20 protein-coding genes and 1 riboswitch are annotated in these 20,876 nt (G+C 73.2%); of the genes, 6 read left to right on the forward strand and 14 right to left on the reverse strand.

Features of this window, described 5'->3' with window-relative positions:
• Window positions 1-9: 9 nt before the first annotated feature.
• Window positions 10-336, reverse strand: a complete 327-nt coding sequence (locus BLW86_RS06630; RefSeq protein WP_093873145.1) for a hypothetical protein — start codon at window positions 334-336, stop codon at window positions 10-12.
• Between the two features lie 165 nt (window positions 337-501).
• On the opposite strand from BLW86_RS06630, the gene BLW86_RS06635 reads away from it, so the two are divergent.
• Genes BLW86_RS06635 through BLW86_RS06655 form a run of 5 tightly spaced genes read left to right on the forward strand, consistent with a single transcriptional unit; the run spans window position 502 to window position 5,715 of the window.
• Window positions 502-1,461 (forward strand): STM4015 family protein, encoded by a 960-nt coding sequence (locus BLW86_RS06635; RefSeq protein WP_093873146.1) that lies wholly within the window; start codon window positions 502-504, stop codon window positions 1,459-1,461.
• On the forward strand, window positions 1,458-2,681 hold the full coding sequence (locus BLW86_RS06640; RefSeq protein ID WP_177181579.1) for an STM4014 family protein: 1,224 nt from the start codon (window positions 1,458-1,460) through the stop codon (window positions 2,679-2,681). The genes BLW86_RS06635 and BLW86_RS06640 overlap by 4 nt, the downstream gene beginning before the upstream one ends.
• 11 nt (window positions 2,682-2,692) lie before the next feature.
• The gene (locus tag BLW86_RS06645) at window positions 2,693-3,514 is read left to right on the forward strand and encodes an STM4013/SEN3800 family hydrolase (protein WP_093878534.1); all 822 of its coding nucleotides are present in this window, start codon (window positions 2,693-2,695) and stop codon (window positions 3,512-3,514) included.
• Window positions 3,511-4,845, forward strand: a complete 1,335-nt coding sequence (locus BLW86_RS06650) for an STM4012 family radical SAM protein (RefSeq protein WP_093873147.1) — start codon at window positions 3,511-3,513, stop codon at window positions 4,843-4,845. Before BLW86_RS06645 ends, BLW86_RS06650 begins: the two co-directional genes overlap by 4 nt.
• 9 nt (window positions 4,846-4,854) lie before the next feature.
• Complete coding sequence (locus BLW86_RS06655; RefSeq protein WP_093873148.1) at window positions 4,855-5,715, forward strand: STM4011 family radical SAM protein; 861 nt, start codon at window positions 4,855-4,857, stop codon at window positions 5,713-5,715.
• Here BLW86_RS06655 and BLW86_RS06660 read toward each other — a convergent pair.
• A complete protein-coding gene (locus BLW86_RS06660) occupies window positions 5,702-6,496 on the reverse strand; it encodes an SGNH/GDSL hydrolase family protein (protein ID WP_093873149.1) in 795 nt (264 codons plus the stop codon). The two genes, BLW86_RS06655 and BLW86_RS06660, sit on opposite strands and share 14 nt — an antisense overlap.
• Window positions 6,497-6,657: 161 nt before the next feature.
• Window positions 6,658-7,605: a M23 family metallopeptidase gene (locus BLW86_RS06665; protein ID WP_093873150.1), complete on the reverse strand. Its 948-nt coding sequence runs from the start codon at window positions 7,603-7,605 to the stop codon at window positions 6,658-6,660.
• Between the two features lie 4 nt (window positions 7,606-7,609).
• Window positions 7,610-7,797, reverse strand: a riboswitch (cyclic di-AMP (ydaO/yuaA leader).
• 340 nt (window positions 7,798-8,137) lie between these two features.
• Between BLW86_RS06665 and BLW86_RS06670 the strand changes: the two genes are divergently transcribed.
• Window positions 8,138-8,959, forward strand: a complete 822-nt coding sequence (locus tag BLW86_RS06670; protein ID WP_177181580.1) for a tyrosine-protein phosphatase — start codon at window positions 8,138-8,140, stop codon at window positions 8,957-8,959.
• Window positions 8,960-8,965: 6 nt separating this feature from the next.
• Here BLW86_RS06670 and BLW86_RS41930 read toward each other — a convergent pair whose 3' ends face one another.
• From BLW86_RS41930 to BLW86_RS06720, 11 genes are all read right to left on the reverse strand, one after another.
• On the reverse strand, window positions 8,966-9,121 hold the full coding sequence (locus tag BLW86_RS41930) for a DUF6126 family protein (protein ID WP_177181581.1): 156 nt from the start codon (window positions 9,119-9,121) through the stop codon (window positions 8,966-8,968).
• Window positions 9,122-9,168: 47 nt separating this feature from the next.
• Complete coding sequence (locus tag BLW86_RS06675; RefSeq protein ID WP_093873152.1) at window positions 9,169-9,798, reverse strand: helix-turn-helix domain-containing protein; 630 nt, start codon at window positions 9,796-9,798, stop codon at window positions 9,169-9,171.
• A 74-nt stretch (window positions 9,799-9,872) separates the two neighbouring features.
• Window positions 9,873-11,258: an aspartate aminotransferase family protein gene (locus BLW86_RS06680; protein ID WP_093873153.1), complete on the reverse strand. Its 1,386-nt coding sequence runs from the start codon at window positions 11,256-11,258 to the stop codon at window positions 9,873-9,875.
• Window positions 11,255-12,280, reverse strand: coding sequence for an adenosyl-hopene transferase HpnH (hpnH, locus tag BLW86_RS06685; protein ID WP_093873154.1), 1,026 nt, complete (start codon window positions 12,278-12,280; stop codon window positions 11,255-11,257). Before hpnH ends, BLW86_RS06680 begins: the two co-directional genes overlap by 4 nt.
• A gap of 7 nt (window positions 12,281-12,287) precedes the next feature.
• Window positions 12,288-12,938: a phosphorylase family protein gene (locus BLW86_RS06690; protein WP_093873155.1), complete on the reverse strand. Its 651-nt coding sequence runs from the start codon at window positions 12,936-12,938 to the stop codon at window positions 12,288-12,290.
• On the reverse strand, window positions 12,938-14,923 hold the full coding sequence (shc, locus tag BLW86_RS06695) for a squalene--hopene cyclase (protein WP_093873156.1): 1,986 nt from the start codon (window positions 14,921-14,923) through the stop codon (window positions 12,938-12,940). Before shc ends, BLW86_RS06690 begins: the two co-directional genes overlap by 1 nt.
• Window positions 14,924-15,030: 107 nt before the next feature.
• A complete protein-coding gene (locus tag BLW86_RS06700; RefSeq protein WP_177181582.1) occupies window positions 15,031-16,131 on the reverse strand; it encodes a polyprenyl synthetase family protein in 1,101 nt (366 codons plus the stop codon).
• Window positions 16,128-17,855, reverse strand: coding sequence for a hydroxysqualene dehydroxylase HpnE (gene hpnE, locus BLW86_RS06705; RefSeq protein WP_256341241.1), 1,728 nt, complete (start codon window positions 17,853-17,855; stop codon window positions 16,128-16,130). Before hpnE ends, BLW86_RS06700 begins: the two co-directional genes overlap by 4 nt.
• Window positions 17,856-17,961: 106 nt before the next feature.
• The gene (gene hpnD / locus BLW86_RS06710; RefSeq protein ID WP_093873158.1) at window positions 17,962-18,912 is read right to left on the reverse strand and encodes a presqualene diphosphate synthase HpnD; all 951 of its coding nucleotides are present in this window, start codon (window positions 18,910-18,912) and stop codon (window positions 17,962-17,964) included.
• Window positions 18,909-19,820, reverse strand: coding sequence for a squalene synthase HpnC (gene hpnC, locus BLW86_RS06715; RefSeq protein WP_093873159.1), 912 nt, complete (start codon window positions 19,818-19,820; stop codon window positions 18,909-18,911). The genes hpnD and hpnC overlap by 4 nt, the downstream gene beginning before the upstream one ends.
• 312 nt (window positions 19,821-20,132) lie before the next feature.
• A complete protein-coding gene (locus BLW86_RS06720; RefSeq protein WP_093873160.1) occupies window positions 20,133-20,777 on the reverse strand; it encodes a TetR/AcrR family transcriptional regulator in 645 nt (214 codons plus the stop codon).
• Window positions 20,778-20,876 lie beyond the last annotated feature (99 nt).

Consider the following 20,876-nt stretch of genomic DNA (forward strand, 5'->3'; position numbering starts at 1 on the left):
CGGCGGACATCAGTCCGCGACGATCCGGTACGCGCCGGGCACGTACTCCCGCTGCCGCACCACCCGGTACCAGCCCTTGGGGAGGGGTATCGGCGCGTGTTCCTCGTGCACCACCCGTCCGCCCTCCGGCAGTTCGAGCAGGAGCGGGCCGAGGGGGCCCGGCTCCCGCACGAGCCGGCCGGGGCCGGGGATCGCGTGGGCGTGTCCGGTGACCTCGCCGAGGGCGAGGACCAGGCGGCCCCGGCCGTCCCTCGGCTCCCCCGCCGCCCCCTTCACCCGCTCCGGAACGACCGCCTCCGCGACGGGTGCGATCAGCACGTCTCCCTGCCGGTACATGGCTCTCCCCTCCCCGTCCGGCACATGCGGCCGAACACGGGAACGACGCTAGGGCCCGGCACTGACAACCGGTCGGGAGACGCCCCGGCGAAGGACGTTGTCGGTGTCGCTTGGTACAACTCTCTCCATCAGCCGACCCACTCGACCGTTGTCTGGAGCACTGTCATGACCGTTGGCACCCACCTGCAGGAATTCCACGGCCTGCCCGTGTTCGACTTCCCGGGCGTGGACGCGCAGGTCGAGCTGCCGGCGGCGGACTCGGTCGCCTGGCGGATCTCCGCCCCGACGTACTCCGATCCCGGTGACGAGCTGTGGGGGCCGCAGTTCGAGCGGTTCCTGAAGACGGTCGACCCGGGTCGGGTGCGCGCGCTGGTCGTCGGCGGCTGGGACGAGGCCTACGAGAACTCCTCCGCGGACATCGTCACCGCGCTGATCGGCGCCAACGACCGGCTGACGGCCCTGGAGGCGGTGTTCCTCGGTGACATGACCAGCGAGGACTGCGAGATCTCCTGGATCATCCAGTCCGACGTGACGCCGCTCCTCGCCGCCTACCCGGCCCTCCGGGAGTTCGGCGTGCGCGGTGGCTCGGAGCTGGCCTTCCCGTCGATCCGGCACACCGGTCTGGAGACCCTGGTCGTGGAGACCGGCGGCCTGCGCGCCGAGGTGGTGCGGGGGATCGTGGGCAGCGACCTGCCCGCCCTGGAGAACCTGGAACTCTGGCTCGGCACCGACGAGTACGGCGGCGACAGCACCCCCGAGGACCTGGCGCCGCTCCTGGCCGGCACGGCGTTCCCCGCCCTGCGCCGCCTGGGCCTGTGCGACAGCCTGATCCAGGACGCCGTGGCGGCCGCCGTCGCGAGTGCCCCCGTCGTCGCCCGCCTCGAGCGGCTCGACCTGTCCATGGGCGTGCTCACCGACGCGGGCGCGGCGGCCCTTCTCGACGGGCAGCCGCTGACCCATCTCGCCCACCTCGACCTCTCCCACCACTATCTGTCGGAGGCGATGTGCGAGCGGGTCCGCGCCGCGCTCGTCCCGTACGGCGTGACCGTCGACCTCGGTGACGCGCAGGTGGGCGAGGACGACGGCGACGGGGACGTCTGGCGCTACGTCGCGGTCGCCGAATGACCTCCGGCCCGCGCCTCGTGGTCGTCGGCGATCCGGCGGGCCGCCGCGTCGCGTTCTTCCAGGACGCGCTGCGGGCCGCCGGGCTGCCCGAGGCGCGGGCGGTGTCCTGGCCGGAGGTGCTCCGGGGCCGGGCGCGGTTCGCCGTCGGCGAGACCGTGCGTCTCGACTCGCCCGGTGAGGATCCGGAGGCCGACCGGCTGTTGCGCGGGGTCGACGATCCGGCCCGGGTCGAGGGCACCGGCCGCTGGTACGGGCGGTTCACCGCCGCCGTGGCGAACCTCGCCCGTTCCGTCGCGGAGGCGGGCGCCGTCCTCGTCGACGATCCCGCCGAGCTCGCGGTCCTGTTCGACAAGAGGCTGAGCCACGGCCGGCTCCGGGCGGCCGGGGTCCCGGTGCCAGAGTCGCCGACCTCGGGTCCCGAGGCCCCGCTGGTGCGCGGCTGGGCGGACGTCAGGGCGTTGACCGTCGAGGCGGGTCTGCGCCGGGTGTTCGTGAAGCTCGCGCACGGCTCCTCCGCCTCGGGGGTGCTCGCGGTGGAGACGAACGGCGCGGGCCGGGTCCAGGCCACCACCTCGGTGGAGCGCGGCGCCGACGGACGGCTCTTCAACTCCCTGCGGGTGCGGCGCTACACGGACGAGTGCGAGGTCGCCGCGATCGTGGACGCGCTCGCTCCTGACGGTCTGCACATCGAGCGCTGGCTGCCGAAGGCGACCCAGGACGGCCGGGCGGCCGATCTGCGGGTGGTGGTGGTCGACGGGCGGGCCACCCATGCCGTGCTCCGCACCAGCCGTTCCCCCATGACCAATCTGCACCTGGGCGGTGCCCGGGGCGATCTGGACGCCGCGCGGGCGGCGATCGCCGCGGCCGGTGGCCGGTGGGCGGACGCGCTCGCGGTCTGCGAGCGGGCCGCCGCCGTCTTCCCGGGCACCCGGTGCGTGGGGGTCGACCTGCTGCCCGCCACCGGCTGGCGCCGGTTCGCCGTGGGCGAGGTGAACGCCTTCGGTGATCTGCTGCCCGGTCTCACGGGCCTGCCCGGCAGCGGCGCCGAGGGACTCGACACGTACGCGGCGCAGGTCGCGACGCAGTTCCGCAGCGGCCGGGCCGCAGACCCCGCTCACGACTCCACCGGCACCATCGGTACCGCCCACACCACCGGCACCATCCACACCACTGGCACCACCCGCACCACCAGCGCCATCACAGGAACGAGCACCACGTGAACCAGCCCGACATGAACGCGATCGTCGGCAGCCACGATCTGCTCCTGGTCACCCTCGACACCCTCCGGTACGACGTGGCCGCCGAGCTCGCGGCCGAGGGCCGCATCCCGAACCTGGCCCGTCACCTCCCCGGCGGCGTCTGGGAGCGGCGGCACGCGCCCGGGAGCTTCACGTACGCCTCCCACCAGGCGATCTTCGCCGGATTCCTGCCGACCCCCGCGACCCAGGGTCCCCATCCGCGGCTGTTCGCGGCCCGCTTCGCGGGCAGCGAGTCGACGGCGGACGGCACCTGGGTCCACGACACCCCGGACTTCGTCTCCGCGCTCGCGGGCGAGGGCTACCGGACGGTGTGCGTCGGCGGGGTGGGCTTCTTCAACAAGCAGCCGCCCCTGGGCTCCGTGCTCCCCGGCCTGTTCCGGGAGAGCCACTGGGAGCCCTCCTTCGGCGTCGCCTCCCCGACTTCCTTCGAGTCCCAGGTCGCGTGCGCCGAGGAGGTCGTCGCCGGCCTTCCCCGCGAGGAGCGCCTCTTCCTCTTCGTCAACGTGTCGGCGCTGCACCAGCCCAACTGGTTCCATCTGCCGGGGGCGACCCGCGAGGCGGGCGACTCTCGGGAGACGCACGCGGCCGCCCTGGAGTACGTCGACCGGCACATCGGGCGGCTCTTCGCCGCGATGAGCAGCCGCCGTCCCTGTTTCGCGATCGTCTGCTCCGACCACGGCACCGCGTACGGGGAGGACGGCTTCACCGGGCACCGGCTCGGCCACGAGGTCGTGTGGACCGTGCCGTACGCGCAGTTCGTCCTGGCCGGGCCCGAAGGCGGGGTGGCGGCATGAGCGGCACCCCCCGCCCGTACCGGAGCTACGTCTACGCCTACCCGCACAAGACGGCGTACCGCGCGCTCCCCGAGCGCCCGGAGCTGGCCGCGCTCTGGGCCGGGGAGCCGAAGGACGCGCTCTCCCTGTACGCGCACATACCGTTCTGCGAGGTCCGCTGCGGCTTCTGCAACCTCTTCACCCGGATCGGCGCCCCGGACGAGCTGACCACCCGTTACCTCGACGCCCTCGACCGCCAGGCCGCCACCGTCCGCGAGGCCCTGGGGGACGCGTCGCCGGTGCGGTTCGCCACGGCCGCGTTCGGCGGCGGCACGCCCACCTTCCTCACCGCCGCCGAGCTGGAGCGGCTCTGCGACATCGCCGAGAAGCGGATGGGCGTGGACCTGCGGGCGGTGCCGCTCTCCGTGGAGACCTCGCCGGCGACCGCCACCGCCGACCGGCTCGTGCTGCTCGCGGACCGGGGCGCGACGCGGCTCAGCATCGGCGTGCAGAGCTTCGTGGAGGCCGAGGCGCGGGCGGCGGTCCGGCCGCAGCGCCGCGCGGACGTCGAGGCGGCGCTCGGCCGGATCCGGGAGACGGGCGTGCCCGTGCTCAACATCGACCTGATCTACGGCATCGACGGGCAGACGGAGCGGTCCTGGCGGGTCTCGCTCGACGCGGCCCTCGCCTGGCGCCCCGAGGAGCTGTACCTCTATCCGCTGTACGTGCGCCCGCTCACCGGTCTCGGCCGGATCCAGGACCCGGCGGCCGCCGACCGGGAGTGGGACGAGTCGCGGCTGCGTCTGTACCGGTACGGCCGGGACCACCTCCTGGCGCACGGCTACGAGCAGGTGTCGATGCGGATGTTCCGCCGCGCGGACGCGGGCCCCGTCGGTCCGGACGACCACGCCTGCCAGACGGACGGCATGATCGGCCTGGGCTGCGGTGCCCGCTCGTACACCTCGGCCCTGCACTACTCCTTCGACTACGCCGTCGACATGCGGGAGATCCGCTCGATCATCGACGCGTACACGGAGACGGAGGACTTCTCCCGGGCGGAGGTGGGCCGGGCGGTGGACGGGGACGAGGCCCGCCGCCGGCACCTGCTCCAGTCGCTGCTCCAGGCCGAGGGCATGCCGGTCGCCGGGTACGAGGAGCGGTTCGGTTCCGTGCCGTTCGCGGACTTCCCCGGCGAGCTGGGGCGCTTCGAGGCGCTCGGCTGGCTGGACGCGGACGCCCCGGCGGGGCTGCTGCGGCTGTCGCCCGAGGGGCTCGCGCATTCCGACGGGCTCGGCCCCGAGCTCTTCTCCCCCGCCGTGCGGGCCGCGATGGCCGCGTACGAGGCGAAGTAGGCGGCGCCCATGGACCTCACCCTGCTCTACCGGGGCCCGCTCTCCTCCTGCGACTTCGACTGCCCGTACTGTCCCTTCGCCAAGCGCCGGGACAGCCGGGAGCAGTTGCGCGCGGACCGGGCGGCGCTCGAACGGTTCACCGGCTGGGCCGCCGCGCAGACCGGGGACCGGCTGCGGATCCTCTTCACCCCGTGGGGCGAGGGGCTCGTCCGGTCCTGGTACCGGCGGGCGCTGGTCGAGCTGTCCCGGCTGCCGCACGTGGAGCGGGTGGCGATCCAGACCAATCTGAGCTGCCGGACGGAGTGGCTGGCGGAGGCGGACCCGGAGAGCGTGGCCCTGTGGTGCACGTACCACCCGGGGCAGACGGCGCCCGAGCGGTTCCTCGCGAAGTGCCACGAGCTGGCCGGACGAAAGATCCGGTACAGCGTCGGGGTGGTCGGTCTGCCCGAGCACCGGGAGCACGCCCGGCGGCTGCGGGACGCGCTGCCGCCGCACGTCTACCTCTGGGTGAACGCCGCCGAGGGGCACACGTACACCGACGCGGAGGCCGAGGACTGGACGGAGCTCGACCCGCTCTTCCCGTACAGCCGGCATCCGCACCGCTCGGCGGGGCTGCCCTGCCGCACCGGGGAGTCGGTGATCTCGGTGGACGGCGAGGGGACGGTGCGGCGCTGCCACTTCGTCAGGGCCGAGCTGGGGAACCTGTACGACGGTTCGTACCGCGCCGCGCTGCGTCCCCGCGCATGCCCCCTCGCCGTCTGCGACTGCCACATCGGCTACGTCCACCTGGAGACGCTGCCGCTGTACGACGTGTTCGCCGGCGGGGTCCTGGAGCGGATCCCCGCCGCACCACGGGCTACAGGGGCATGAGGTCGGGGCGCTTCGCCTCGACGTGGTCGCCGGAGCTCTCGCCGCGCAGCCGGCGTCCGATCCACGGCACCAGGTACTCCCTGGCCCAGTGGATGTCGTCCTTGCGGACCTCCAGCGTGCCGCGCGGCGGGACCGGCGGCCAGGGCTGGTCCGGGTCGGCGGGCACGGGCAGGCCGAGGACCTGGGCGGCGCGCAGGGCGACGCGGGTGTGTCCCTCGGGCGAGAGGTGCAGCCGGTCGTCGTCCCAGGCGCGCCGGTCCTGGACGGACTTCAGCGACCACAGGTCGAGGACCGGGCAGCCGTAGCGGTCCGCGATGGCCCGGACGTGACCGTTGTAGGTGGCGATCTTGCCGCGCAGGTGCTTGAGGAGGGTCACCTCGCGGGTGTCGAAGCCGGTGGTCACCATGACGGTGCCGACGGCGGAGGTCAGGTCGGCGACGGCGCGTTCGAAGCGCTCGGCCACGTCGTCCGGGTCCGTCCCGGGGCGGATGATGTCGTTGCCGCCCGCGCAGAAGGTCACCAGGTCGGGGGCGAGTTCCTTCGCCCGCGGGACCTGTTCCGCCACGATCTGGTCGAGGAGGCGCCCGCGTACGGCCAGGTTGGCGTAGCGGAAGGCGTCGTGCTCCGGCAGCTGGTCGGCGAGCAGGACCGCGAAGCGGTCCGCCCAGCCGACGTACGTCCCGCCGGGGCCGGGGTCGCCGACGCCCTCGGTGAAGCTGTCACCGATCGCCGCGTACGACCCGAATGCGTTCTTGTCTGTTGATCTCGAATCGTCTGCCACGGGAGCACATCCTCCCCCTTCGGATGTGACCTACGCGACCGTAAGGAGGGGTTGACGGCGGGTGACATATGCCACCGATAAAGATTCCGCCAAACCGGAATACGCCGGAGGCCCGGCACGTAGGTGCCGGGCCTCCGGACGACGCATCCGGTGACGTCGCGTCAGATGCTCACGCCGTGCTGGCGCAGGGCGGCCAGCGGGTCGATGTCGGAGCCGTACTCCGGCCCGGTGCGCATCTCGAAGTGCAGGTGCGGGCCGGTGACGTTGCCGGTCGCGCCGGACAGGCCGATCTGGTCGCCGCCGCTGACGGTCTGGCCGGCGGAGACGGCGATCGAGGAGAGGTGGGCGTACTGCGAGAAGGTGCCGTCGGCGTGCTGGATGACGACCTGGTTGCCGTACGCGCCGCCGTCGCCGGCGGAGTAGACGGTGCCGGGGCCGACCGCGTGGACGGGGGTGCCGGTGGAGGCGATGAAGTCGACACCGGTGTGGTAGCCGGAGGACCACATGGAGCCGGACTGGTGGTACGGGGTCGACATGCCGGCGCCGGCGATCGGGGCGACCCAGCCGGAGGAGGAGGTCGTGCCGGCCGACGAGGGTGCCGCGGGGGCCGACGACGGGGCGGCGGCCGGGGCGGCCGGGGCCGAGGAGCGCTCGCCGCCGCGGGAGGCGCGGGGGGCCTCGTCGCCGTTCTTGCCGGAGCTCCGCGTGCTCTGGTGGTCGGGCCTCGGTGCGGCGGTGTTCTTCGTGCCGAGGGTGAGCTTCATGCCGGGCAGGATCAGCGAGGGGTCGGCGCCGATGACCCGGCGGTTGTCCTTGTACAGCTTCTGCCAGCCGCCCGCGAGGTGGTGATCGGTGGCGATCTTCGAGAGGTAGTCGCCCCGGACGACGGAGTACGTCTTCGGCGCGGCCTTCGCGGTGGCGGGGGCGGCGGCCTTCACGTGGGCGACGGCCTGGGCGGGGGCGGCGGCCGGGGCGGCCTGCTCGGCGGCGTGGGCGCCGGTGGCTCCGAGGAGCGGGAGGGCGACGACGGCGCCACCGGTGCCGGCGGCGGCGATTCCGCGGGTCAGACGGTTGGACTTGGTGCGGCGGTGCTTACCCTTCGCGGGCATGGCGAATTCCTCTCCGGCGCCTGCGAGGTGAGCTGTCGGGTTCGGACTGGAGATGTCCGGCCGCGTGTTCACGCGACTTCACCCCGAGCCGTCCTTCTTCGAGGGATCGGCGACTTACCTGGGTCCCCCGCTCCTGCCTCGTACGGGTGAGTGCGGATTCCGGTCGGTGGCAGGATTCGGCGGTCCGTCCGGATTGAGCGCGACGCTAGACGAGTGGGGTCGGCGCGAACAAGCCACAGTTTTCAAGTGCTCCGGGATCCCTTGATATCCGGCCGGAATTCCGGTCACCCTCCGTGGATGGCGGTCCTTCGATCTCCTTTTCCCGGGGGGTATTTGGAAAAGACGATCAGGCACGGTCCGTCACGGTTATGACGCTGCTCACGCGCTGATCCCCATCTCCCCTGCAACCGGGGCGGGTTATGCCGAACTCCTCAATACGGACAGATCACCCATTCCCGTCCGAGGGGGTGCGTGCCGAGGCCCCCAGCCGGGATGATTGCCCCAGAAACCGATCAACAGAACAGGAGCAGCCGTGACGCAGCAGCTGCCGCAGATCCCGCCCGCCGAAGCCGCCGAGCCCGAGCTGACGGAGGTCCGCAACTTCCGGGACGTGGGCGGCCTGCCGACGACGGACGGACGCGCCGTCCGCCCCGGCCGCCTCTTCCGCAGCGGCCACCTCGCGCACGCGACGGAGGGCGACGCCGCCTTCCTCGCCTCGCTGGGCCTGCACACCGTCTTCGACTTCCGCAACGAGTCGGACCGGAAGGTCGAGGGCGCGGACGTCGACCTGCCCGGCGTGCGGAACGTGAACATACCCCTCAACGACCCGGCCGACGGCAAGGAGTTCTGGAAGCTGGTGCGCGACGGCGAGATCGCGCAGCTGCGGGAGGTCCTCGGCGACGGCAAGGCGGCCGCCCGTATGTCCGACTCGTACCGGAAGATGGTGGTCGAGCGGACCGTGGAGCACAGCCGGATCCTGCACTCCATGGCCGAGGAGAGCGTCCCGGCGCTCATGCACTGCGCGGCCGGCAAGGACCGGGCCGGGCTCGCCGTCGCGATCACCCTGCTCGCGGTCGGGGTCGAGCGGGAGGCCATCGAGGCCGACTACGTGAAGTCGAACGCCCCGCACCGCCGCTACAAGGTGCGCCGCAGCTCCACCTCCCCGGACGCCATGTCGCCCGAGGTGATGGAGCTGCTGAGCCCGCTCTTCGACGCGCGGGTGGAGTACCTGCGGGCCGCCTTCGAGACGATCGAGGCGACCTGGGGCTCGGTGGACGCCTACATCACGGAGGGCCTGAAGCTGGCCCCGGAGACCCGCGAGCGACTGCGGGAGCGGCTGCTCACGGAGGCGTGAGGCCGCCTACTGGTTCTGCGCGCCCAGCATGAAGAGCAGGTAGAGGAAGCCGGCGAAGAGGTGGCCCGCGATCAGGTAGGCGAAGAGACGGAGCACGAGCCCCTTGGGGAACTTGCCTTCACCGCGCTCCTCGCCGGTGACCGGTACGGACTTCTCGGACATGTCGTTCCTTTCCTGGGGATTCAGGACTCGGAAGGGTTCGAGCGGGATCAGCGCCGGTGCGGGGTCCCGTCACCGAGGCACAGCTCGGCGGCGGGGCTCTGCATCAGGGTGTGGACGAAGAGCAGCTCGGCCCCGCCGGAGGTGGCGGCGCCGATCCGGTGCGGGGTCAGCGAGTCGAAGTGCGCGCTGTCCCCGGGATCGAGGACGTGGACGGCCTCGCCGAGCGCGAGCCGGACCCGCCCCTCCAGGACGTGGATCCACTCCTCGCCGGGGTGGACGCGCACGATGTCGGCCCGGGTGGCGTACGGCACGTGGACCCGCAGGCACTGGAGGGCGCGCCCGGCGCCGCCCGCCTGGCGGTAGATCCAGCCGTCGGCCTCGACGGGTTCGGAGCGGCCGGCCCGGACGACGGGGTCGCGCTCGGGGGGCACCTCGCCCAGGAGCTCGGAGACCGTCGTACCGTAGATACGGGACAGGGCGAGCAGCATCGGCAGCGAGGGCTGCCGGTTCCCCGTCTCCAGGCGCGAGAGGTGGGCCGGCGAGAGGCCGGCCCGCTGGGCGGCGGCTTCCAGGGTGAGTCCCCGGCGGCGGCGCAGGGCCCGCAGCTGCGGGGCGACGTCGGGCAGGACGTCGGGGGTGGCGGGGGCCGGGGAGGTGTCCCCGGGGACGTGGTCCATGCGTCCATTCCGCCAGGATCGTGCCTCTGAGGCAAGTTTCTTGCCTCAGAGGCAAAAGCGGCGTCGAGAACCGGTCAGCGCTGTGCGACCGCCTGCCTGACCAGCGTCTTCCCGAAGTCCCACATCAGCCCGCCGCCCCCGTGGGCGTCGTCCATGACCGCGGTGAAGGCGGTGACGAACCGGTCCACGTCCGCCTCGTCGATGATCAGCGGCGGGAGCAGCTTGATCACCTCCAGGTGGTCCCCGGAGACCTGGGTGAGGATCCGGTGCCGCTGGAGCAGCGGGACGACGACCATCTGGGCGAAGAGGCCCTTGCGGGCCGCCTGGAGCATCGTCCAGCGCCCGCGCAGTCCGAGCGAGGACGGCCGCCCGAACTCGATCCCGATCATCAGGCCGCGCCCGCGGATCTCGTGCAGCAGCTCGTACCGCGGCACGAGCTCCCGCAGACGGCCGGAGAGCAGGTCGCCGATCCGGCGGGCGTGCGCGACGGTGCCCTCGTCCTCCATGACCGAGAGGACGGCGAGCCCGGCGGCCATGGCCTGCGCGTTCGACCCGAAGCTCGCCGAGTGGACCAGGACCCGGTCCATCGACGAGTAGACCTTCTTGAAGATCCAGTCCTTGCCGAGGGTCGCGCCGACCGGGACGTAGCCGCCGGAGAGCGCCTTGGCGACGCAGACCAGGTCCGGCTCGACCCCCTCCTCGTGCTGGTAGGCGTAGAAGTCGCCGGTCCTGCCGAGACCCGTCTGCACCTCGTCCGCGATGAGCAGCGCGCCGTGCCGGTGCAGCAGCTCCTGGGCGTCCCGGAGGAAGCCCGGTGGCGCCTCGTGGACGCCCTTGCCCTGGACGGGCTCCACGACGAAGGCGGCCACGTCGCCCCTGCGCAGCTCCCGCTCCAGGGCGTCGAGGTCGCCGAGGGCGATCGCGGTGTCCGGCAGGAGCGGGTCGAAGCCCTCCCGGAAGCCCTGCTCGCCGTTGACGGAGAGGGAGCCGGTGGTGAGCCCGTGGAAGGCGTGGTGGCAGTAGAGGACCCTCGGCCGCCCGGTGGCGTACCGGGCGAACTTGAGGGCGGTCTCCACGGCCTCGGTGCCGCTGTTGCCGAAGAAGACCCGGTCGAGGTGCGGGCTGTGGGTGAGCAGCTTCTCGGCGAGGAGGCCCGGCAGCGGCTGGCAGTCGAAGCGGGTGAGGTCGGCGAGCCGGGCGTCCAGGACGTCGTGGAGGGCCTTGCGGACGACGGGGTGGTGCCGTCCGAGGCCCATCACGCCGAAGCCGGCGAGCATGTCGAGGTGGTCGACGCCGTCGGCGTCCCAGAAGTGGGCGCCCTCGGCCCGCTCGTAGACCTTGTCGAAGCCGATGGTGTGCAGCATGCGCGGCAGCTGGGGGTTGAGGTACCGGGCGTGCAGCTCGTACCGCTCCGCGCCGCGCTCGGAGAGCAGCGCCCGCAGGTCGAACCCGCCGGTCATGACGTGGTGTTCCCGGAGACCGTCTCCCGGATCGCGCGCAGGGACTCCTTGAGGGAGCCCATGGTGGCGAGGACGGCGGTGGGCTCGTAGCCGCAGTGCGCCATGCAGTTGGCGCAGCGCGGGTCCTTGCCGCGGCCGTACTTGTCCCAGTCGGTGTCCTCGACGAGCTCGCGGTACGTGGGGACGTATCCGTCGCTCATCAGATAGCAGGGGCGCTGCCAGCCGAAGAGCGAGTAGTTGGGGATGGCCCAGGCGGTGCAGGGGAAGTCGGCCTTTCCTTCCAGGAAGTCCAGGAAGAGCGGCGAGTGGTTGAGCCGCCAGCGGCGCCTGTTGCCGCCGGCGAAGGCCTTCTTGAAGAGTTCGCGGGTCTGCTCGACGCCGAGGAAGTGCTCCTGGTCGGGGGCTTTCTCGTAGGCGTAGGCGGGCGAGATCATCATTTCGTCGACCTGGAGGTCGTCGTTGAGGAAATTGAGCACCTCGATGATGGTCTGCGGGGTGTCGGTGTTGAAGAAGGTCGAATTGGTGGTGACCCGGAAGCCGCGCCGCTTGGCCTCCTTGATGGCCGCCACCGCCTCGTCGAACACGCCCTCCTTGGCGACGGACTCGTCGTGCCGTTCCCGCAGTCCGTCGATGTGGACGGCGAAGGCGAAGTACGGGGAGGGGGTGAACTTCTCCAGCTTCTTGCGCAGCAGCAGCGCGTTGGTGCAGAGGAAGACGTACTTCCGGCGGGCCACCAACTGGCGCACGATCTCGTCGATCTGAGGGTGCATCAGGGGCTCGCCGCCCGCGATGGACACCATGGGCGCGCCGGACTCCAGGACCGCGCCGACCGCCTGGGCGACCGGCATGCGCTGCTTGAGGACACCCGCCGGGTGCTGGATCTTCCCGCAGCCCTCGCACTTGAGGTTGCAGGCGTAGAGCGGCTCCAGCTCGACGATCAGGGGGAACTTGTCCCGCTTGCGGAGCTTCTGTTCGAAGAGGTAGGTCCCGACCCGGATGGACTGACGGAGCGGCATGGCCATAACTCGTTCACCTCCTGGGGAGCAGCAAAGAACGGTGCCATTCGAAGAAAGCGGGAAGGACGGCACGAAGAACACGGAAGGCTGATATTCCCCCGCGTACCGTGCCGATCCGGACCAGTTCGTGTTCCGGAGCGTCCACGACCACCCGGACGGCCGCAACCGGGCGGGGTCCGGACGACGTCGCGGTACGGAGCGTGGCGGCCGACTCCATGTCGACGGCGATCGCGCCGCCGCCGGCCAGCGCGGCCCGCTCGGGGCCGCGCACCACGTGGTCGGAGCCGATCAGCGGCCCGGTGTGGACGGCGCGCCCGGGCACCGCCTTGACGAGGGCCTTCGCCAGGAGCTCGGTCCCGGTGCAGAGGGTCGCGCCGTCGGGGCCGCGGGTCTCGTCGGCGACGATCAGGTCCCCCGGGTGCATGCCGGGGGCGAGGCCCGCGCAGAAGCCGGAGGCGATCACCGCGGCGTCCCGCCAGGGCTCCTCGCCGAGCACCCGGGACACGGCCCGACGGGCCCGGTCCGGCCCCATGCCGGTGCGCAGCACGGTCACCGGGCCGGGTGCGCCGCCCCGTTCCCCGCTGCGCAGGGCGAACTGCTCGATGCCGAGCGCGCAGGCGATCAGCAGCGGCGGCCCGGCGCCCGGGCCGGGCTCGCGGCCCATCACTCCGCCTTGCGCGGCGAGGGGTCCCCGTACACGTAGCGCCCGAGCGCCGTGAGCGGGAACACCTGCCGGTAGAGGTGGTAGTTGATGGAGAAGTCCCAGGGGAAGCCGGTTCCGGTGAAGTACGGCTCGTCCCAGGAGCCGTCCTCCCGCTGGGTCTCGGCCAGCCAGGCGACGCCCCGGCGGACGGGCTCGGAGTCGCGCTCGCCGGCGGCGAGGAGGGCGATCAGCGCCCAGGCCGTCTGGGAGGCGGTGGAGGGGCCGCGCCCGACCCATTCCTCCTCCTTGTACGAGCGGAGGTCCTCGCCCCAGCCGCCGTCGTCGTTCTGCACGGTCGTGAGCCAGGCGACGGCCCGGCGGATCGCCGGGTGGGAGCCCGGCAGTCCGGCGGCGGCGAGCGCGGGGAGCACCGAGCCCGTGCCGTACACGTGGTTGACGCCCCAGCGGCCGAACCAGGCGCCGTTGGGCTCCTGTTCGGCGAGCAGCCACTCGATGCCCCGGCGGGCGCGCGGGTCCTCGGTCATTCCCTCGTACGCGAGCATCTCCACCACGTGGGCGGTGACGTCGGCGGAGGGCGGGTCGATGACCTCGCCGAAGTCGCAGAACGGCAGCTTGTTGGGGAAGGCGCTGGTGTTGTCGGCGTCGAAGGCTCCCCAGGCGCCGTTGCGCGACTGCATGCCGAGCGTCCAGCGGGCGCCGCGGGCGACGGCCGCCTCCACCCGGGCGGGGTCGGGGTGCTCGACCCGGCGCAGGGCGAGCAGGACCTCGGCGGTGTCGTCGATGTCGGGGTAGTTGTCGTTGTGGAACTCGAACGCCCAGCCGCCCGGCGGGAGTCCGGGCCGTCGCACCGCCCAGTCGCCGGTCCGGGTGATCTCCTCGTCGAGCATCCAGTCCACGGCCTTCACGAGCGCCGGGTGGTCGGGGCGGAGTCCGGCATCGGCGAGGGCGATGGTGGCGAGGCAGGTGTCCCAGACGGGCGACTGGCAGGCCTCGATCATCCGCGAGCCGTCCTCGCGCCAGACGGCGAACCGGTCGAGGGACTCCAGGCCGGCCCGCATGACCGGGTGCCGGAGGTCGTAGCCGAGGAGGTGGAGGGCGATGACCGAGTAGACGGCGGGTGGCTGGATGCCGCCCCAGCAGCCGTCGTTCTCCTGGCGCTCGACGATCCACCGGGCGGCGACGTTCATGGCCGTCCCGCGCAGCGCGCGCGGGGCGAAGCGGTGGTAGACGTGCAGTGCCTTGTCGAGCCGCTGGAAGATCCCGTCCCAGCCTGTGGCCGGGGCGAGCGGCCGGGGCGGGTTCGGCCGCGCGGGGTCGGTGTGCAGCTCGTCCAGCGGGAAGGGCGCGGGCCGGACGGGGCGCTTCGCGGAGACCACGGTGAGCGGCACGATCGTCTGCCGGGCCCAGCAGCCGAAGTCGTAGATGTTGAGCGGGAACCACTTCGGCAGGAAGAGCAGCTCCGGCGGCAGCTCGGGCAGGTCCTCCCAGCGCCACCAGCCGAAGAGGGCCAGCCAGATCCGGGTGAAGACCCGGGCGGCGGCGATCCCGCCCCGGGCGCGGACCCAGGCGGAGGCGCGGGCCATGTGCGGGGCCTCGGGCGGGTCTCCGGCGAGCCGCAGGGCCACATAGGCCTCGACGGTGGCGGAGAGCTCGCCGGGGCCGCCGTAGAAGGTGGCCCAGGCGCCGTCCTCGCCCTGCAGGCGGCGGATGTGGAGGGCGGCGGCGCGGGTGGTGTCGGCGTCGAGGATGCCCAGGAACTGGCGGAGGAGCAGGTCCTCGGCGTCCATGGTGACGTTGGTCTCCAGGTCGCCCTTCCACCAGCCGGCCGGGTCCTGCCGGGCGAGCAGGTGCTCGACGGCCCGTTCGACGGCCCGCGCGGCGGTGCCGTCGAGGCCGGACGCGAAGGCGTCGGTGTCGTTCGTCTTGCTGGCCGCGGCTGCCCGAGGGCCCACGGCCCCGGCGCTTCCGTCGGTCGTCGCTGTCATGGCTTCCCCTTCGTGCAGTCGGTTCCTTCTGCTCCTGCGGGTCTGCCGTCGGCCGGCGCCGGGTGGCGCCGGCCGGCGACCGCGAACTCATATCAGGGTGATGGTGATCATCTCTTCCGTACGACCACGAAGTCGGCCAGTGCGGTGAGCTGCGCCCGCACGCGGGCGGGCATGTCCACCTCGTTCAGGGCCTCGATCGCGACGGCGTGCTGGCGGCGGGCCTCCTGGGAGGTCCACTCGCGTCCTCCGGCCTCCTCGATGAGGGCCGCGCGGGCGGCGAACTCCTCCTCGGAGAAGGTGTCGAAGTCGATGGACTTGGCGTCCGCGGCGAGCAGCTCGCCGAGCCGCTCGGAGGCCGGGCCGCCCGCGGCGAGGGCGGCGACGACCGGGAGGGACTTCTTGCGCTGGCGCAGGTCGCTCCAGGTCTGCTTGCCGGTGGCCTCCGGGTCGCCCCAGATGCCGAGCAGGTCGTCCACGGCCTGGAAGGCGAGGCCGAGGTGGTAGCCGTACTCCTCCAGCTTGTCGGCGGTGCGGTCGTCGGCCCCGCCGAGGACGGCGCCGATGGACACCGCGCAGGCGAGCAGGGCGCCCGTCTTGTTGCCCTCCATCTCCAGGCACTCCTCGACGGTGACCCGCTCGCGGTGCTCGTAGGAGATGTCCTGGGCCTGCCCGTCGATGAGCTTGCGGCTGGCGGTGGTGAGCCTGCGGGTCGCACGGCCGGCCTCCACGGTGCCGAGCTCCAGCAGGATCTCGTTGGCGAGGGCGAAGAGGGCGTCGCCGACGAGGATCGCCTGCGCGGGGCCGTGCACCTTCCACACCGTGTCGCGGTGGCGGCGCTGCTCGTCGCCGTCCATCAGGTCGTCGTGGAGCAGCGAGAAGTTGTGCACGAGCTCCACGGCGACGGCGCCGGGGATCCCGACCTCGGGCGCGGCGCCCGCGGCCTCGGCCGACAGCAGGGCGAGCGCCGGGCGGACGGCCTTGCCGCCGTCGCCGTCGGCGGGGTTGCCCTGCGCGTCGATCCAGCCGAAGTGGTAGGCGGCCACGGTGTCCATGGGCTGCGCGAGGCGGTCGACGGCCGCCCGCAGTACGGGGGTGGACAGGGTCCGCCCCCGCTCCAGCAGTGCGGACACGTCCGCGGTGTCGACGGCCGGATGTCCCGGCGGCACTGTCGGCACGGTCTCTCCTCTTGTTCCGGTACTCACACTCATACCGCCTCCTGCAGCGGATGGTCATGGCGGCGGCCGAGGGCGGAGAGCGCGGCGCCCGCGGCGCTGAATCCGCTGCGGACGGCACCCTCCATGGTCGCGGGCCAGCCGGTGGCGGTCCAGGCCCCGGCCAGGTACAGCCCCGGAGCCCTGGTGCGGGCGCCGGGCCGGAGCCGGCCGACGCCCGGGGTGGGGGCGAACGTGGCCGTCCGCTCCCGGGTGACGAAGAAGTCGCGGATCCCGGCGCCGCGGGCGGCGGGCAGGAGCCGTTCCAGCTCGGGGAGGTACTTCGCGCGCAGGGCGGCGACGGGTTCGTCGATCTCGTCCTGGGCGGCGGACTGGGAGACGGCGAGGTACTGGCCCACCCGTCGCCCACCACCCTTGTCCGAGGTTCCTTCGGGCCCGCCCCTCAGGAGTCCGGAGGAGTCCGTGCGGTCGAAGACCCACTGCACCGGGGAGCCGAGCGTGGTGAAGAAGGGCCGCTTCAGCACCTTGCGGTCGTAGACGACGTGCAGGTTGAGGATGGGGGCGGTGTCGATGTCGAGGAGCCGGTCGGGGTCGTCGAGGGCGCCTTCGGGGAGCAGGCCGTGGGTCTCCTGCTGCGGGACGGCGAGGACGACGGCGTCGGCCTCGATCCGCTCCCCCGGCACGTCGACGGACCAACGTCCGTCGTCGGTACGGGAGATCCGCTCGGCCTTGGTGCGGAGCAGGGTACGGACACCGAGGGCGTCGAGCTCCTTCGCGGCCCGGGTGTCGTGGAGTTCGCCGAGCGGGACGTGGGCCCAGCCGATGTCGGCGGCACCGGGCTCGGAGAGGAGCCCGGTCTTGAAGACCATCGCGGCGAGCCCCATGGAGGCCTGCGGGGCGGGGGCGTTGAGGGTGGGGATGCCGACGAGGTCCCAGAGGGCCTCGACGGCCCGCGGGGACTGTCCGTGCCGGCCGAGCCAGGTGGCGAAGTCGATGCCGTCGAGCGCCGGGTCGGCGGGGTCGAGCTTCTTCAGGGCGAGCGCGGCCCGGCCGACGGAGGCACGCTCGGCGAGGGAGAGGTGCGGGTAGGTGGCGAGGCTGCGCGCGAGGTGCAGCGGTACGGGGAGGTCGTCGCGGCGGATCCGGCCGAGCCGGGGGCCGCGGGGGTGCCCGACGTCGAGGACGGGGACGTCGAGACGGTCCTGGAGGGGGGCGAGCCGGGCGCCGTCGACCCGGTCGAGGAACCAGCGGTAGGCGGTGCAGCAGCGCAGGTAGACGTGCTGGCCGTTGTCGACGGTCAGGTCGCCCCGGCGGAAGGAGAAGGCGAGGCCGCCGAGCCGGGGCCGGCCTTCGAGCAGGGTGACGTGGACGCCGCTCTCCGCGAGCTGGAGCGCGGCGGTGATCCCGGCGAGCCCGCCGCCGACGACGACGGCGCGGGGCTGCCGGCCGCCGCCGGTGCCGGTGGCCGGCGCCGTGCCACTGCCGGTGGCGGTGCCGGTCGCGGTGGCGGTGCCGGTCGCGGTGCCCGTGTCGGCGCTCCCGTTCTGGTCGGTGCGGGAGACCGGCCCGGCGCTCGACGCCTGCCCCGTGCGGGAGACCGGCCCGGAGCTCGCGGCCGGCACGGCACGGGAGGCCGAACCGGTGCCGGAGACCGACCCGGAGCTCGCTCCCGGCACGGCACGGGAGACCGGCCCGGTGCCGGAGGCCGGAGGGGCATCCGCGCCCGGCGGGGTGGTCCGCTCGGTTTCTTCGTGGTTCACGCCGCCTCCGTTCGGGTCGTCGTCGCGGTCTGATTCGAGGGTGCCTCGGGCAGGGACGCCGAGGCGGCGCCCGGGGTTGCCCGGAGGGCGGGGGCGCAGGGGCGCATCAGGCGCGCCTCCTGACGGTGCGCCGGGCGATGCTGCGGGTGTCGAGGCCGGAGAGGCCGCGCACCGCGACGTACGCCTTCTCGCGGCCCGGCAGCGAGACGCGGCCGCGCAGGACGGCCTCGGGGTCGCGCTCGATCCGGTCGAGGAGGCGCCGGTAGATGCCGGCCATGGCGGCGACGCAGGCGCCGCTGCGCCGGTCGAGCATCGGGAGGAGCCGGTAGCCCTCGGCGAACAGCGCGCGGGCGCGCCGCACTTCGAAGTGGACGAGGCCGGCGAAGTCGGCCCCGGGGGCCGGGGTCTCGCTGCCGAAGCCGTCTCCGCAGCCGAACTTGGCGAGGTCGTCGGCGGGCAGGTAGGTGCGCCCGTTCCCGGCGTCCTCGCGTACGTCCCTGAGGATGTTGGTGAGTTGGAGCGCGAGGCCCAGGGTGTCGGCGTACTCGGGTGCCCGGTCGGCGCCCTGGGCGCCGGGCTGGGTGCCGAAGACGCCGAGGGAGAGCCGGCCGATCGCGCCGGCGACGCAGCGGCAGTAGACCTTGAGGTCGTCCCAGGTCTCGTAGGTCGCGCCGCGCACGTCCATGAGGACGCCGTCGATGAGCTCGTCGAGGCCGTCGAGCGGGATCGGGAAGCGGCGGGCGGAGTCGGCGAGGGCGACGGCGACGGGGTCGGTGTCGTCCTCCTCGACGAGGCCCTTGCGGATGCGGTCGAGGACGTCGCGGGTGGCTTCGAGCCGCTCCCGCTTGTCCTCGGGCGCGAGCGTGCCGTCGCCGATGTCGTCGACGCGCCGCGAGAAGGCGTACAGCGCGGACATCGCCTGTCGCTTCTCGGCCGGGAGCAGCCGGATCCCGTAGGCGAAGTTGCGGGCCTGCTGTCCGGTGACCGCCTCGCAGTAGCTGTAGGCGGCCTGGACCGGTGCGGACGGCTGGTGCTGGGCCTCCACGGTCGTGCTCACCCCTCTCTCCGCGCCCGGAGCAGAACCGCTCCCGCCTGGCGCATCAGGCTCGGCTTGGTGGCCTTCGGTGGGCCGGTCAGCACGTCGTACCCGGCGTCGGTGATCGCGTCGAGCGCCGCCAGTCCCCCGCCGCTGAAGCCGGCGAGGAGGAGGCGGAGGCGTCCGTGGACGCTGCCGACGAGCGGGGCGCCCGCGTGGAGGAGCGCGCGGGCCCGCTCGGCCTCGAAGGCGATCAGGGCCCGCACGGAGGCGCCGGCGGTGGGCGCGGCGAGGTCGCGCTCGGTGACGTGGAAGCGCCTCAGGTCCTCGGCGGGCAGGTAGATCCGGTCGCGGGCGAGGTCCTCGGCGACGTCCTGGAGGTGCTCGACGATCTGCAGGGCGGTGCAGATCTCGTCGGAGCGCCGGATCCGCTCGGGGGTGTCGGTGCCGGTGATGGCGAGGACGAGCCGGCCGACGGGGTTGGCGGAGAGCTCGCAGTACGCGAGGAGGTCGTCGTACGTCTCGTAGCGGCGGACGAGCTGGTCCTGCCGGTTGGCGGCGATCAGGCCGAGGAAGGGCGCGGGGGTGAGTCCGCACCGCTCGACGGTCGGCTGGAGGGCGCGCAGCAGGGGGTGGTGCGGGGTGGAGTCGAAGACGCGGTGGAGGTCGGCCTCGAAGGCGTCGAGGAGGGCGAGCCGGTCCCCGGCGGCCTCGGGGGCGACGCCGAGGTGGCGGGCGTCGGCGCCGCCGGGGGCGAGGTCGCCGTCGCCGATGTCGTCGACGAGCCGGGCGAATCCGTAGACGGCCATGAGGTCGTCGCGCCAGGCGCGGGGCAGGAAGAAGGGGGCCACGGGGAAGTTCTCGTCCGCGGCCTTGCCGAGTGTGGTGCGCGAGGAGGCGTCGGTGCGCGCCTGCCGGGTCTCCGTCACTGGGCGCTTCCTGACGGAGGGACGGCGACACCCTCGTGGAGCTGGAGATTCTGCGTCATGGCCGTCACGTCTCCCGTTCTACACTGCCGATCCAATCCATCCTATTTCGGACACGCCGCCGACCCCTGCCCGTAGGTCCGCCACCTGCGGGCCCGATGGCCGCGGGTATCGCCCTACTTGCCGCGAAACAGACCGGTCCAGCTTACGTTGTACGACGACCTTCGCCATTCCGGGGTGGCGGGCGTCGCGCGCCTCACCCGTACGGGGCGCGCGCCGACCGCCAACGCGCCTACTCCGCAAGGGAGTTCGGGGTCAGCGGGCAGCCGCTCCGGAGACCACCATCGCGAGGGTCGCCTCGACGACGACGCTGCGGCCCTGAGCGGAGAGACGACGAAGGGGCCCGTCGACCAGGAGAAGTGACAGTCCGTGCACCGCCGACCACGCGGCGGCAGCGGTGGGGCGGACGCCGGGCCGTGCGGCGCCCTGCCGGGTGAGCGCTTCGAGCGCCTCCCTGAGCAGGGTGAACGCGCGGATCTCGGGCTCGGCGGACGGTCGGGCGGACAGGGGCTCGTCCGCGGCGGCGGGGCGGGGGACGCAGAACGCGGCCCGGTAGAGGCCGGGCTGCTCCACGGCGAAGCCGACGTACCCCCGGCAGAGGGCGGTGACCCGGCGCTCGGCGGCGAGACCGGGGTCGTCGGCCCCGGGCTCGCGGGCGGCGGCCCGCTCCATGGCGGCGGCGAGCTCCCGCCGGGCATGGGTCCGTACGGTACGGAGGAGTTCGCCGCGCCCGTCGAAGTGCCGGTAGGCGGCGGTGGGCGAGACGCCGACCCGGCGGGCGGCCTCGCGCAGGACGACCCGCTCGGGGCCGCCTTCGGTGGCGAGGTCGACGGCCGCGCAGATCAGCGCGTTGCGCAGATCGCCGTGGTGGTAGGTCTTTCCCGCCGAAGTCGCTGGCATGGACTCATCCTGCCCGAAGTTAACCGCATGAACATTCCAGGTGGGGGAGCGACGCGCGGGAACCGGAAGAGCCCCTACCGGATGAATGAATCCGGCAGG

It is taken from the genome of Streptomyces sp. TLI_105 (assembly GCF_900105415.1).
GTDB lineage: Bacteria > Actinomycetota > Actinomycetes > Streptomycetales > Streptomycetaceae > Streptomyces.